This window comes from Pontibacter aydingkolensis, assembly GCF_019443125.1.
Lineage (GTDB): Bacteria > Bacteroidota > Bacteroidia > Cytophagales > Hymenobacteraceae > Pontibacter > Pontibacter aydingkolensis.
The window spans coordinates 162,891-178,900 of record NZ_JAHYXK010000005.1 but is presented as its reverse complement, the minus strand read 5'-3'; the positions used below and the strand labels follow the sequence as shown (position 1 = coordinate 178,900).

Here is a 16,010-nt window from a genome sequence, read left to right as displayed (position 1 = left end):
ACTAAAAGCTATTTGCTACATTCAAAGAAAAAGTAACATGTGGTGTAGATAATACGGTAAGTAACATTAAATTAATTAAAATATATTCCGAAGAGATGCTGGATTAGCTAGTTTTGCCTCAAATTAACCAGCCCAACTTTTCATGAAAAAATTTTTACGCATTGCAGTGGCGTTGCTATTATTTGTGCAATATGCCAGTGCACAAACTGCGCCTCCCTCCCACCTTTCCGGCGAAGAACTAAAAACATGGCTGCGCACCAACTGGTATGACGGCAAACGCGTTGTGCTGGACTATGGTACGGCGCGCGGCAAGATGTATAACTACATCGATAACTATAACAACACCGTAACCTGCGTGTACTCCGGTTATCAGCAGAGTAGAACGTACAGCGAGTCATCAACTTCCACGGCAAACATGCTGCCTATAAACTGCGAGCACACTGTGCCACAGTCGTGGTTTGATGAGGCAGAGAGAATGCGTTCTGACATTCACCATCTTTTCCCGACTTACGAAACATGGAACTCTGATCGTGGCAGCGATCCATTTGCCGAGATACCAGATAACCTAACCCTTAAATGGGTGCGTGGCACCAGTTCCCAAAGCACCATTCCAACAGCAAATATCGACGAGTATAGCGAAGATACCAATACCCACTTTGAGCCACGCGAAGATCATAAAGGCAACCTGGCCAGGGCTATCTTCTACTTTTATACCATGCATGCCAACCAGACTTTTGACGCGGGTAAAGATGTTATCTCGGCGGTTGCCGACGCAAATACCCTTTACCAGTGGCACCTGCAAGACCCTGTTGATGAAAGAGAGCGTGAACGTAATCGCCGAACCGAAGTAGTACAGGGCAACAGAAACCCCTACATCGATTACCCAGACCTGGTGGCAACGGCATGGGGTTTTACGCCAGTAGTATGCGAGGCAACAGCACAGGTTTCAAACCTGGCTGTATCTAATATTGCTACTACATCACTCAACCTTACCTGGACCAGCGGAAACGGTAACAGCAGACTGGTGGTTATCAGAGAAGGCGCAGCTGTAGACTTTACTCCCACAGGAACTTATACCGGGGTTAATGCCAACTATACACTTGCAGCTGACCAGGGCCGGGGCCACCGACTGGTGCACAGCTCCGGAGGTTCGGGTGTAACAGTTACAGGGCTCACAGCCAACACAACCTATTATGTACAGGTGTTTGAGTACTGCGCCTCTTCAGAAGCATACAACACAACCAATGCGCCAACCCTAACTGCCACCACTGCCGATTATACTTGCAGCGCCACACCTGCCACAGCATCGGCTTTAGTTGCAGGCAGCATTACTCAAACAGGCTTTACCCTAAGCTGGACAAACGGATCCGGAGACGGCAGACTGGTAGTTATTCGCAAAGACGCGGCAGGTACTTTTGCGCCAGTAAACGGTAACAGCTACGAAGGTGCCAACGCAAATTATACTTTAGCAAATGCCTTAACCGACGGCAGCAGACTAATTTACAATGGTGCGGGCAACAGTGTGGCTGTTACAGGTTTAGAGGCAGGCCAAACCTATCATGTGCAGGTTTTCGAGAGCTGCTCAAACGGTCAGATGTATGCAGTAGATGGAGCACCAACTTATGTTGTTACAACTACGGCACCTCCTACGGGCACTGGCAACCTGATCATCGTGCAGAACTTTAACGCTACCGCAACAGACGGCTGGGCAGTTACTTCAGGCTTCAGCAAGTCATCAGACAATACAGGCTACCCAAGTGGCCAGCGGGTACGCAGCGGCTCCAGCCACCAAGCATCATTAACTCTTAGCACTTTAGAGTTTGCTGAAGTAGATATAACAGGTAAAGAGGATGTGTATCTGGAGCTGTATAATTCCGCAGTTTCTACTACTACTGGTAATGGGGTTGAGGCATCAGATTACCTGGAGGTATACGTAGCTTTAAATGGTGCCGGCTTCTCAGCAACCCCTGACCTTAAGATCACAGGCGACCAGACAGACAATAATGTGCGCTATGGAATGAACGGAACAGCTGTACTTTCTACAACGGCAGGAACACCTGTAACCAGAACCTTCATCAAAGCAAATAATGAGATGGGAGATATTGCTGCAGATAAGGCTCCCTCCAGACTTCATGTAAGTATACCTTCAGGTACCAATTCTGTAAAGCTTAAGCTGTTGATAAAGACAAGCGGGGATAAAGAAGTATGGAATGTGGATGACGTGGGCCTTTATTCAGCTACTGCTACCACTATACCAGAATACGCTGCCAAAGTAGGCATTACAGTTGCGCCTAACCCTACAACAGCCAAGGCCGTGTTACAAACGCAAAAGCCACTAAGCAGGGTGCAGCTAAGCGTTGTTAATGCTTTGGGTAAAGTGGTGCATGGGCAGTACATAGAAAATATATCGCATCAGCACATCTTGGACCTGAACCACCTACCTGCTGGTTTATACTTTGTGTATATCAAAACCGATAAACTGCAGGCCGTGCAAAGGCTTGTTGTAGTTAAATAAAGTATAAAAGGGAGTAATAAAACAGGCCCTGCAGCTTCGGTTGCAGGGCCTGTTCTGTTTTAAGCAAAATCATTTGAAAGTAAGCAGCTTGCAAAGCTGGTACTTGCCTGTAACAAGGGTTATAAAACCATTTTTAAATCAATATATATAATGCTGCTAATAAATCAATGTACTATATAGTGAGCTTATAATTTATTACCTGAAACGCTTTCACATCGGAGATATATTGCAAAACTTGTATGCATTATTAATCTCTTATTTAGTGAATGATGAACAGTTACCTTAGCAGAGCTCTTTACCTCTTGCTACTCATTATCGGTGTGCTACCTGCTTTCTCAGCGAATGGCCAGGTTATTATTTCCCAATACTATGAAGGCGGTGGAGTAAACAAATGGATTGAACTTACCAATCTGGGCGCCACAGAAGTAAATACAGGAACACAAGGGTTAAAGTTAGCAGCATGGCAAAAAAGTGGAGATACAGGTACCATAGGTATTACCGGCTCACCATCAAATACGCTACCTCTCACAGTAAAGATTCCTGCTTATGGCTCTGTTCTTATTGGCCGTACAGATAACGGTACAGAAGTGCTCTACCTTACGGCTTCCAGCGCTGCGCAAACATCAAACAGTGTCATAAACTTTAATGGTAACGATGGCATTGCGCTGCTCAATAGTTCGGATAATATTATTGATGCTTTTGGCCACGGCATAAATGCAAAGGATATCAGCTATGTCAGGAACCCTAATGTACTGAACCCTAACGCGAACTTTACACTTACCGAATGGGCCAGTGTGTCGATAGACATAGTGCAGGATGCAGATGATCTGGACGACTCGAATCGTTTGGGCGTACACAGGGCTGCTAATTTACCTGCTTGTACTACACCAACAAGCCAACCTACCGGATTAGTGTTTAATACAACAACCACCAACAATATTTCAGGTTCTTTTACAGGCGCGTCAGGTTCAAGTGAGTATTTAGTTGTAATGAGCACTGCAAGTGCCCTTACGGCGCAGCCAACAGATGGCACTGTTTACAGTGCAGGCACTAATCTTGGAGGCGGAGTGGTTATTGGAAGAGGCACTGCAACATCTTTCACGGTAGCTGGTTTGGCACCGGGCACAACATACAACTTCTTTGTATATTCTCTGGCAAGTGCCGGCTGTACTGGTGGCCCGCTTTACCTTGCTGCTAACCCGCTTGCTGGCTCAAATACTACTGCTACACCACCAGTATGCGCTGCTCCGGCTGGGCAACCTTCCAACTTCGGTATAACCTACTATACAGCTACTAAGATACAGGGTAAATTCGATGCTTTTGCCGGTGTAGATGAGTACCTTATCGTGATGAGCAACACTTCTTCTCTTTCTGAGGCTCCGGTTAATGGCACCAGTTACCAGCTTGGTGCTGCCCTAGGCAACGGAAAAGTTATTCATAAAAGCCATACAACTTTTTTCACCCAAAGCGATTTGGAACCGAACACAACTTACTATTTCCATGTGTTCGCTGTAAGCAGCAATTGCACTGGTGGTCCGTTATACTTAACCGGTTCTCCTTTAACTGGCTCTCAGCAAACACGTGAGTTAAACTCGGGTATACTAAATTTTTACTACGGCAACCTGCATGCCCACAGCAGCTATTCCGATGGTAACAAAGACGATGGCACTAAAACACCGATAGACAACTATGCCTATGCACAAGAGGGTATGCGTATGGATTTCCTGGGGATAAGCGAGCACAACCACACAGGAGCCGGTATGCATTTATCAAAGTGGCAACTTGGAATAAACGAAGCCAAAGCCGCTACTTCTTCTAACTTTGTAGCGCTCTATGGTATGGAGTGGGGCACCATTAGCGGCGGTGGTCACGTGATCGTGTATGGTTTGGATTCTCTTGTAAACTGGGAGCATGGTCAATACCAGATTTATGTGCCTAAGAGTACTTACACGGGTGCATCAGGGCTCTTTAACCGCGTAAATAAACATGGTAAAAACGCCATTGCCTACCTGGCGCACCCTGGTACCAGTGATTATAACAATCTGGCTGCCGGCTATGATGAACTGAGTGACAGAGCAATAGTAGGAACTGCCGTAGAATCAGGTCCGGCTTTCTCAACAAACACTTCTTACTCCAATCCGGGAAGCTCCATGAGCTACCTGGGCTATTACAACAGAATGCTTAGCAAAGGCTACTACCTGGGCCCCGTTATTGATCATGACAACCACAATTTCACTTTTGGGCGTACTGCAAAGTCCAGATTGGTAGTAATGGCGCCTGAGCTTTCCGAGGATTATCTGTTGGAAGGGTTAAAGAGTATGCGTTTTTACGCCACCCAGGATTACGACACAAAAGTATACTTTACCATAAATTCGCAGCCGATGGGCAGTGTTTTTACAGACAGATATGCACCTCAGATCACGGTAAATACAGATACGTCTACTCCGGTAACAAGCATTAAGCTAATGCATGGGGTGCCAGGAAGCGGAGTGTATGCTACAACCCTGACTACAAGCAGCGGACCCTCTCTAACTTATACAGATGACAGGCTGGCAAACCTGGCCACAGGCTACTATTACCTGGATATTACACAGGATAACGGTAGCAGAACTGTTACTTCGCCCATATGGTACACCCGTAACGACAATGCGGTGCTGGGGGTAAACGATGAAGTAAATATCGCAGCTAAATTCAGCGTTTGGCCTAACCCTACAACAGGTTACTTTAGAATGTCACTGGATCTGAGAAAAAAGGAAAACGTGCAGGTGCGGGTAATTAACCTAACAGGGCAGGTAGTTCTGGAGGAGGCATTAGCCGGAGCCAGCGGATATGTAGAAAGGCAGCTTGATTTAACGAACGCAGCAAAAGGCTTGTACATTGTGCAGGTGCAGATCGGCAGTAAAGTGCTAGCCAGAAAAATAATGGTGCGTTAAGTATGTCCAATCTTTAAAAGATATCAGTCTAAAGTATAAAAATGAGTACTAACACAAAGGCCCTGCAGCTTCGGTTGCAGGGCCTTTGTGTTGTGAGTCTGGCAATAGAGCATATTATACAATTTGCATGCTGTTAATGCGTTAAGATTATACTGGCTGGTAAAAAAGCAAGCTGTTGTGTAACCTTTTTTAGGTTTTAACAATAGAGGTAAAGGGTGATTGTGCGCCCCCCTCTGATTCACTTCTAGTGGGTGCACCCTCCCCAAAGCACTTTCTGGTGATTATTTCCGGATCCAAAGCCCGGCTATGATCAATCTTGAATCTGAAAATATATTGTTATCGTAATGTAGAGTGAGCCGATGCGGCTTAATTCACCCTATAATCACATTTAAATGCATCTTCTGCTGAAGCAACTATATCCTATATTCCTGGTACTGTGCTTGATTTTGTTCTCGAGCGTGATCGTAATAGCACAGGGAGGAGGTTCTCCCTGTCCGGCTACAATTACGGCGAGTAGCGGTAATGTTTTGTGCCAGGGCGAAAGTGTGGAGCTTAAAGCCAATACCGGGGCCAACATTACAGCCTACCAGTGGATGCGCGACGGCACAGATATTGGAGGTGCCAATGCAGATACCTACATAGCAAGTATAGCCGGCAAGTATACGGTGCGTATAACAGGCACTGATTGTCAGGTAGCCACTTCTAACGAGATAGAAGTAATCGTAAACCCTCTTCCGCCAAACCCTAATTTTTTGGTAAGTCCCACAGGTCAGCCTTGTGCCGGCACCGAACTTACATTTTCAGTTAATGCACCGCAACCTGACATTGTTTATACCTGGATATTCGGGGACGGTAATACGGCGCGCGGTACTACTGTTACCCATACATATGAATCGAAGGGCGTGGGAACGATACCCTTTACAACGAAAGTCTTTGCCACTAGCCAGGCTGGCTGCGAGTCTGATACCGTACGCCAGGCGATAACTGTTCGTAAAGAGCCGGAGGTTGCGTTTTCTGAAAAAGAAGGCTTTCAGGTATGTTTACCGGATACAGTGGCAGATGATGATATTGAGGTTTTTGCGGAGATCACAAACGAGACTGTAGCGCCATACTTAGGCGATATAAGCTCATACTTTGTGGACTGGGGTAACGGTGAGCAGCAACAGTATTTTCCGGGAGACTTTCCTATATCCAACCCTACTGCCTACGACTCGGTGGGCGTTTTCCCGATAAGCATCAGGGCTGTGGCTGGTAACGGCTGCGAGGTAATCTATACCCAGGATTTTGTGGTAAGCAAAGAGCCTAAGGCAAACTTTACCATAGACCAGAAAGAACGGGTAGACCAAAACCAGGTACCGCCCTGTGTTCCAGTGCTGGTCACGCCGGCAGACAGTTCTACAGGGGGAGGTTTGTCATACAAGTGGGCTATACAACCAGACCAGGGCTATGTGTTGGAATCTGGAACCCTGACATCAAAAGACCCTGTATTCAGGTTTAACGAATCCGGAGTATACAACATAGAACTAGTGGTAGAGAACGGATGCGGCAGCGATACAACCTCACAATCAATTGTAGTAGGCTGGCCTCAGGTGCAGCTGCCTGCCAGTATAACTCAATGCGGGCCTACCACCATAGACTATAGCAGCAGAGGCGCAGGCGGATTTCCGGGTGGTGGCGGAGGAGGCGGCTCCGGGGGCCTTTTTATAGACAAGAACTTAGGTGAGCAGGTAACGGTTACCATTACCATTACCGGACCTACCAGCGTTACGCGAACCTTTAACTCCGATACCTTTGACTTTGAGTATGACTTTACCACACCAGGCAAGTACACTGTGGCCGTAGAGGCCGTAAACGAGTGTGGCAGCTCAGATGATATTTACAGTAGTATGGGCGGGCAAAGTGCGCCTGTGCAGGAAGTGGTTATACTTCAGCAACCGGCTGCACCGTCTATACAGGGGCCTGGTACAGCCTGTGCCGGAGATATCGTTACTTTAACGCCTACAAGTCCTGGTCCCCTTTACGTTTGGTTCGATTCCAACGACCCTAACGCTGCGCCAATTTTTACAGGCCCCACTTTCTCTACGCCTACCCTTACAGCAGACATTACATTTTATGTAGCTGCCCTTGATACGGCAAATTCTGTAGTATGTCTGGGGCCTAAAACACCGGTTGCTATAAGGGTGGTGCCGGCCGTTACAAACAATACCGTAGAAGGTAACCCGGTACGCAATACGTGTAAAGGCGAAACTCCGGCAGCGCTAACCGGCAGTGCACCAACAGGCGGAGACACCAGCACTCCATATGCCTTTACATGGCAGATAAGCACCACCAATGCAAATACTGGTTTTGCAGATGCGCCAGGTATAAATAACACGCCAAACTATACGCCTACAACACCGATCACTACCACAACCTGGTTCAGAAGGCTTGTTTTTTCGGGCAGTTGCTCTGCTGATACCAGCAATGTAGTTGAGATCGTTGCCGTTGACCCAGTGCCAGCCACGGCGAATACCATTAGTGCGGCTCAGGAAATTTGTGCTGGTGAAACACCAGCTCCGCTAATCGGGTCAAGGCCAACAGGTGGTGGAGGGGCACCTTATACTTTCCTATGGGAGGTGAGTACCCAAAGTGCAACAACGGGCTTTACTGCAGCAACAGGCGTTAATAACGGCGAAAATTATACGCCAGGCGCCTTGACCGAGGACACCTGGTTCCGGAGAAAAGTAACGTCAGGAGGTTGTACGGCCATATCAGAAGCTGTAAAGATCACGGTGTTCCCGGCGTTGGCGAACAACAATATCACAGCAGACCAGGAAGTTTGCCGCGGCACAACACCAGCACCTTTGGTAGGCACAGCGCCCACGGGCGGCTCAGGGTCTTATACTTATTTGTGGCAAAGCAGCATAACAGGTGCCACTGCAGGCTTTGCTCCTGCGGCTGGCAATAACAGCAGTCAAAGCTATACGCCAGGTATTGTTAACCGCACTACCTGGTTTAGAAGAGTAGTTGTATCTGCAGCTTGTGCCGGAGATACAAGTGCTGTGGTCAGAATCACAATCAACCCAGGAGTTACGAATAACAGCATTTCCGCTGATCAGACTGTTTGTGCAGGTGCGCAGCCGGAGCAGCTTGCGGGCAGCTCTCCAACAGGTGGTAACGGTACGTATACTTTCCTGTGGCAAAGCAGCACGATAAGCGCTACCACGGGCTTCGTAAATGCAGCGGGCAACAATACAGGCCAGAACTACACGCCTGCGGCCATTAATCAAAATACCTGGTTCCGAAGGTTGGTAACATCTGCAGGGTGTACTGATACTTCGGATGTTGTGTCTGTAACGATCATACCTGTGCCTGCTGCCCCTACACTAGAAGTCCGAAATGCAACAGCTTGTATAGGAGAGTCAACAACTCTAACCGTTATAAACCCCAACGGCCAAACCTACGAATGGTACGACGTGGCAACAGGCGGTTCGCCAATCTTTATAGGTCCTAGTTTCCAGACACCAAACCTGACGCAGTCGGTAGTATACTTTGTGCAGGCCGTAAGTGCCAGTGGTTGTACCAGTACTACCCGTACAACCGCTACTGTAACAGTAGTAACACCACAGGCAGATGCCGGCCCGGACGTAACTATCATTCAGGGAAGAACCACAGAATTGCGGGCAACAGGAGGTGCTACCTATGTATGGGAGCCAGCTATAGGCCTGAGCAACCCGAATGTGTTTAACCCGGTAGCCAGCCCAGATGAGACTACCACCTATACTGTGACAGTTACTACGGAAGAAGGCTGTGTTGACACTGATGAAGTGACAGTAGAAGTGATTCCGGCTATCACCGTGCCGAATGCCTTTACCCCGAACAGAGATGGTGTAAATGAGATTTGGGAAATAGAGAACATCGAGAACTACCCTGATGTGCGGGTAGAGATATTTAACAGGTGGGGTAACCTGATTTTTACCTCCAATGGCTACGGCACACCCTGGGACGGTACTTACAAAGGAGAGGATCTGCCTGTGGCCACATACTATTACATGATCTACCTGAACCGGTCTGACAAGCCAATTTCAGGACACGTTACTATTATCCGCTAACTGATGAACAGACGCCTACTTTCTATACTGCTTATACTTCTAGCCTGGGCGATGCAGGCACAGGCGCAGCAACGCCCACAATACAGCCAGTACATGGTTAATAACTACCTGCTAAACCCGGCTATCACAGGTATTGAGGATTATGCAGATATCCGGGTAAGCCACAGAAGGCAATGGGTAGGCCTGGATGGCGCCCCTGTTACATCATACGTAACGGCACACACCCCATTAAACAAAGGTGCTGCCAGTACAAAGTATACCAGGGCTTTGGCGCACCATGGTGTTGGCGTGGCCTTTCACACTGATAAAACCGGGCCACTGCGCAGATCAGGTTTAACAGGCTCTTACGCCTATCATTTACCGGTTACACGATCTATCAATGTTTCTGCAGGCGCGGCAGTAGGCATAATCAGGAACAGTGTAAATGCCAGCGATCTTGAGTTCACGAACCCCAACGATCCATTGATTGGAGGGGGCAGCTTTAATAATAACGTAGTAGACCTTAACCTGGGCCTGTGGATCTACTCTCAGTCTTTTTCTATAGGGGTAGCGGGTGCGCAACTGCTCGAAGATCTGGGAAGCTTTCAGGCGGAAGGCAGCACAAATCCGGCACTTAGCCTGCAGCGGCATTATTTTATAACAGGAGCGTACCGCTTCTCGCCAACCGAAAGACTGGACATAGTACCATCAGTAATGGTAAAGCTGGCTGACCCAAGTCCGGCGTCTATAGATGCGAACATGAGAGTTGTGTATAACAGGCAGTTTTGGGTGGGAGCTTCTTATCGCCACAATGATGCCTTGGTAGCTATGGTAGGAGTTTATGTAAACCCGCTTATTGATGTTTCTTACTCTTATGATGTCACCTCATCAAATCTGAATCGCGTAAGCGCCGGTACTCACGAAGTTGTAGTAGGCTTTAAATTACTTAACACCAGAAGGATCATTTGCCCTCAGTGGATATGGTAATATAGTGATTGCTTAATTTTAATTTACCTAAGCTGGTTAAATTTTTTATTCTTTAACTAGCTAGTAGCAGGAAGCCTTTCTGATACTATTTACAAAGGTGTTTTTTATGGCACTATCCTCCCTGTTTTGCCCTTCCGTTAATTTTCTTTATTTGTTTGTATCTGATTAATAGTATGTTACCTTTGCATTCCTCTGACAGAAGCTTAAATTGGTAAAATTCAATTTTTTAGTTGTTTGTTAGTGCTTTTTGTTAAATGAAATTAAATTGCACTACCCTTATATGATTGCTTTTTCATATATAAGGGGGTGGGTTTTAAATGATTAAATTTTATTTTTCCGATAAAATTTGGATTGTATCAAAAAAATGTAAAATTTAGAAGAGGAAACAGACACCAACAGGCAATTAATCTTTAGTAATTGATCAATCAATAATTTTTGTCCGGGGAATTGCACCATTTTTAATCAAGTATGGTTGAGCTCGGAAAATAGGTGGCTAATTTAGTGCAAAGGGGGAGTGCTGCATTAGCTGTATTGAGTTTATTTTAATAAGGTCTTTATAGCAAACATTTACAAAACAACTTAATGAGAAGCTTATTAGGAAAAGTTATACTACTTGTAGTATGCCTTTGCGCTCCGTCTTTTCTTGCTTCCGCTCAGCAGATTCCTTCACTTGGGTCAGCATACCATTTTAATGCCCTGGCCGACAAGAAAGTTACGAGTACAGGCAGTACCCTTGTAAACGCAAATCTGGGTGTTGCTAATGGCACAATTGCCGGCTTCCCACCTGGTATATCGCTGCGTAACCCTGATGTAAACAACAGTGCTGCAAAACAAGCGCTGCTTGATGCAAAACAAGCGTTCAACAATGCCTTTGCCCTTTCTTCAGAACTTATCGAGTCTAACCGTAACCTGGGTAGCCTTAATTATGCGCCCGGCGTGTATAAGATAGGTGGCGACGCTGTATTCTCAGGCAACGTAACACTGCATGACGGCGGTAAATCAAAACCTACCTATATTTTCCAGATCCCCGGGGATTTAACTGTTTCAAACAATGCGGTGCTGGACTATACCAACAAAGTTGCTACAAACAATATACTTTGGTTGATAGATGGTGACTTGATAGTTGGCAAGAATGCCATACTCGAAGGCACTTTTATCGCAAAAGGAAAGGTAACGCTTAATGAAGGGGCCAGGCTGCAGGGCCGCATCATATCCCTGGAGAACGAAATATTCCTGAGCCAGGCTATCCTGAACACACCATCTGACCTGATGATCGATATTACCATGAGTGCCAGTTCCACAGGAACCGGCTCTTATGAGCATAACGAGGAAGTTACGTTTTACTTTAAAGTAACCAATAAGGGCCCTGCAGACGAAAACGAGGCTTATGTAAGAACAATAGCTTTTATCGGCGATTTGCTTAGCTATACCACCAGCAGAGACGGAACTGTTTTTAACCCTGAGACAGGAGAGTGGAAGATCGGTAAAATCGCTTACAACGAATCCATTACACTTACACTTAAAGTAAAGCTTTCCAAGTCAGGATTTGGCTATGCAAGGGCTGTAGTAGAAGGCGATAACATAGACGAAGACCTGCTAAATAACTCAACAATCATCAACTACTGTGTACTGCTTTCAGAGACCAGCAATATTGATGGCCCGACAGAAATATGCCGCGATGGAACATACATATACAGTATATTACCAGTGGCAGGTGCTTCCAAATTTATATGGAGCGTTCCCCCTGGCTGGCAATACACACAACTAAGTTCTACGAGCATAAGTGTAAAACCCGGTATTCAAGCAGGGCAGATCACAGTTAAGGCCAGCAACATCTGCGGCGAAGGACCGGCCCGGATATTAGAAGTGGCACTGCTGCCAGACCCACCGGTAAAACCAGGGTCGATTTCGGGAGAGAATGCTGTTTGCGTTGGTTCCGAAGGTCTTAAGTATAAAATAAACCCGGTTGAGAATGCAACAAGTTATACCTGGACATTACCTGAAGGGTGGAGCATTACATCAGGACAAGGTACAACAGAAGTAACCGTAAAAGCCGGTCCAATAAGCGGATCTGTATCGGTTGCGGCCACCAACAGGTGCGGCGCAAGTCAGGCCCAAACCTTTCAGGTAGATGTAACAACAGAGGTGCCTACCATTAATGTATCTATAAGAGGGATAGACAACAGTTGTGTTGGCAGCAACGCCACTTTTGAAATTGATGCTACGCCAGGTGCCACAGGGTATATATGGGAAGTGCCGGCAGACTGGATCATTAAGTCAGGACAAAACACAAACAGCATTACCGTAACAGTTGGCAAAACTGCCGGAAGTATAACCGTGAAGGCAAGCAATGCCTGCGGCTTAAGTACGGCACAAACCATGATGGTAACGCCAACTTTTTCTCCAACGGATGCACCTGGACCGATAACCGGAAATCTGAACTCTTGCGCGAACGAAAAAGGACTGGTATACTCTATCGAGCCAGTTCCGGGTGCTGCAAGCTATAACTGGACATTCCCGGCTGGTTGGGTTATTACAGCCGGGCAAGGAACTACAAGTATAACCGTGAACGCAAGCACAAGCGGAGGCTATATTACTGTAACAGCTATCAACCAGTGTGGACCAAGTTTGCCAAGCAGCAGAGCCGTACAGCCAACTCAGAGTGTGCCTGCTATGCCAGGAGCAATTAGCGGAAAACAGTATGGCTGTGCCAGAAGTACTGCAGTGTATACAATAGCTGAGGTAACAGACGCCACAAACTATACCTGGACAGTGCCGACTGGCTGGAGCATCGTAAGCGGCCAGGGTACTACATCTATTACTGTAACAGTGGGCACCGAAAAAGGTAAAGTTACAGTAAATGGCAGCAATATATGCGGCGCGAGTGCTACCAGAGAACTGGAGGTAACGCCTCTTACAGATGTTCCGGGCCCAATAACCACGCTTACAGGACCAGCAGAAGTATGCCAGAGCGTACCCGGCTTCGAGTACAGCGTTACACCCATGGCTGGTGTAATAGACTATAACTGGATGGTGCCGGCTGGCTGGGTGATTAACACAGGTCAGGGGACAAATAAGATATCTGTAACGCCTGGTGGCATAGAAGGCAAGGTTGCAGTAAGAGCCACCAACGATTGCGGTGTAAGTGCCGAGGCAAGTATGGATGTAAAGGTGGTGCCATCGCCGCCAGATAAACCAGAAGCTATTTCCGGCTTCGTATCTGTTTGCAATAACCAGAAGAACCTCGTGTATACCATTGCCCCAGTTACAGGAGCCTCCTCTTACCGCTGGACCATTAATAACGGCTGGACAATTATAAGCGGCCAGGGTACTACAAGTATAATTGTAAATGCCAGCTCGGTAGGTGCAACCATTTCGGTACAGGCGGTAAATATTTGCGGTATAACCAGCGAAACACAGCTAACTACAATCGTTACCACAACACCGCCAGCCAAGCCAGGCGCTATTACAGGCACAACAATACCTTGTATCGGAAAAGAGTATACTTTTAGTATTGCTGATGTTCCAACGGCTTTAAGTTATACTTGGTCGGTACCTGCAGGATGGCAGATAATTTCTCAGAACGGGACTTCCATTAAAGTAGTGGCCGGAACGACACCTGGTAATATAACGGTAACGGCAACAAATAACTGTGGAACCGGAGAAGCACAAACCCTGGCGGTAAACCCAACTTCAGAGGGGCCAAGCGGCTTCACTATTGTGCAGGGAGGCCCTGATGTGTGCAGTAACGGTACAGCTACCTTTAAAGTGGAGCCTGGTGTGAATGTGTCGTCTTATACCTGGGCAGTGCCAGCAGGCTGGTCTATACTTTCAGGGCAGGGTACTACAGAGATAACCGTAAAAGCAAACACCACTGCTGGTACAGTTAGCCTTACAGCCGGAAACGACTGCAGCACCACTACAGTAAGCAAGCAGGTAAGCATATCTACTACCAAACCAAACGCACCCGGGCCAATTACAAGTACAGGAGCCGTGTGTGCCGGTGCATCCTCTGTGTTTAATGTGTCGCCTGTAACAGGAGCAACTTCATACTTATGGGAAGTGCCGGCAGGATGGGTGATTGTATCAGGGCAGGGAACAACCAATGTACAGATACAGACAGGAAGTATAGCAGGTACCATTAAAGTATATGCGGTGAATGCCTGCGGCAACAGCAGCAACGCAAGCACGTTGGATGTAGCGCCATTTCAAACTAACCTGGCAAAGCCGGCAAGTATAAAGGGCCCTGCGGCTGATTTCTGCAAGAACCAAACTAACCTGAAGTATAGCATTGATCCGGTGGCAGGCGCCAGCACTTATACCTGGACAGTACCAACCGGCTGGACCATAACTGCAGGTCAGGGCACTACAGCCATAACAGTTACATCTGGTGTGGCTGGCGGAGAGATCACTGTTGCGGCTGGTAATCCTTGCGGTACAGGTACAGCACAAAGCCTTGCGGTAAAACCAAACACAGTACCAGCTCAGCCTACTAATATAGTCGGATCAGCCGACCCATGCAATGGCGCTACAACTGAGTATAGCGTAACTGGTGTAGCTGGGCTAGGCTATACCTGGACAGTACCAGCCGGCTGGACCATCGTAAACGGACAAGGCACAAACAAGATAACGGTTAAAGCAACCTCAACTTCCGGAACAGTAAACATTGTGGCAACGAATACGTGTGGTGCGAGCACAGCCGCTCAATTACAGGTTAAGCCTGTAAGCACAGTGCCTGCAGCCCCAGTTGCCATTAAGGGCGCTGCCAATGCATGTGCAGGCCGAACAGTAACTTATACTGTAGACGGTGTAGCATTGGCCTCATCTTACGAGTGGAAATTGCCGGAAGGGTGGACAATAGTTTCCGGCCAGGGGACAGCACAGATAACCGTATTGGCAGGCACCAAGCCAGGAACTATAACTGTAGTATCTAAGAACGGTTGCGGCTCCTCGAGCCAGAGTGCAGCCCTGGATGTAAACATACAGATACTAACGCCTCCGGTAGCTATACTAGATAGAAGCGAACCATGCGGTGGGTTGATGTATGAAGTAGAGCCAGTGGCAGATGCTAAATCTTATACCTGGACTGTTCCGGCAGGTTGGACAATTACCAGTGGACAAGGTACAAGCAAGATTTACGTGGTAGCCGGTGAGGGCTCAGGTTCTATTACTGTAAAAGTTGATAATGGCACCTGTACCAGCGAGCCGATAAGCCTTACGGCAGATAAAGAACGTGCAAGCAGCGATCTGGGATTCCCGAATGTATTCTCTCCGAACAACGATGGCAATAACGATACATGGGTGGTGAAAAACCTCGAAAAATACTCAGATAACGATTTAACCATAATCAACCGCTGGGGCAACGAGGTGTACAAAGCCAGATCATATAAAAATAACTGGACCGGCGATGGCCTGAGCGAAGGCACCTACTATTACATAGTAAGGGTTACGCTTTGCGACGGAAGAGACCATATGTTTAAGGGTTACGTGATGATTGTTAGGTAA

5 protein-coding genes are annotated in these 16,010 nt (G+C 47.2%); all 5 read left to right on the top strand.

The genetic code is table 11. The features are described 5' to 3' along the window. Positions 1-142 precede the first annotated feature (142 nt). The 5 genes from K0O23_RS08335 to K0O23_RS08315 all read left to right on the top strand — a co-directional run bounded on the left by K0O23_RS08335 (position 143) and on the right by K0O23_RS08315 (position 16,010). A complete protein-coding gene (locus tag K0O23_RS08335) occupies positions 143-2,515 on the top strand; it encodes an endonuclease (RefSeq protein ID WP_219876955.1) in 2,373 nt (790 codons plus the stop codon). A gap of 266 nt (positions 2,516-2,781) precedes the next feature. Further along, a complete protein-coding gene (locus K0O23_RS08330; protein WP_219876954.1) occupies positions 2,782-5,448 on the top strand; it encodes a CehA/McbA family metallohydrolase in 2,667 nt (888 codons plus the stop codon). A gap of 392 nt (positions 5,449-5,840) precedes the next feature. Next, the gene (locus K0O23_RS08325) at positions 5,841-9,539 is read left to right on the top strand and encodes an Ig-like domain-containing protein (RefSeq protein WP_219876953.1); all 3,699 of its coding nucleotides are present in this window, start codon (positions 5,841-5,843) and stop codon (positions 9,537-9,539) included. Between the two features lie 3 nt (positions 9,540-9,542). Further along, a complete protein-coding gene (locus tag K0O23_RS08320) occupies positions 9,543-10,505 on the top strand; it encodes a PorP/SprF family type IX secretion system membrane protein (RefSeq protein ID WP_219876952.1) in 963 nt (320 codons plus the stop codon). Between the two features lie 582 nt (positions 10,506-11,087). Beyond that, the gene (locus K0O23_RS08315; RefSeq protein WP_219876951.1) at positions 11,088-16,010 is read left to right on the top strand and encodes an ice-binding family protein; all 4,923 of its coding nucleotides are present in this window, start codon (positions 11,088-11,090) and stop codon (positions 16,008-16,010) included.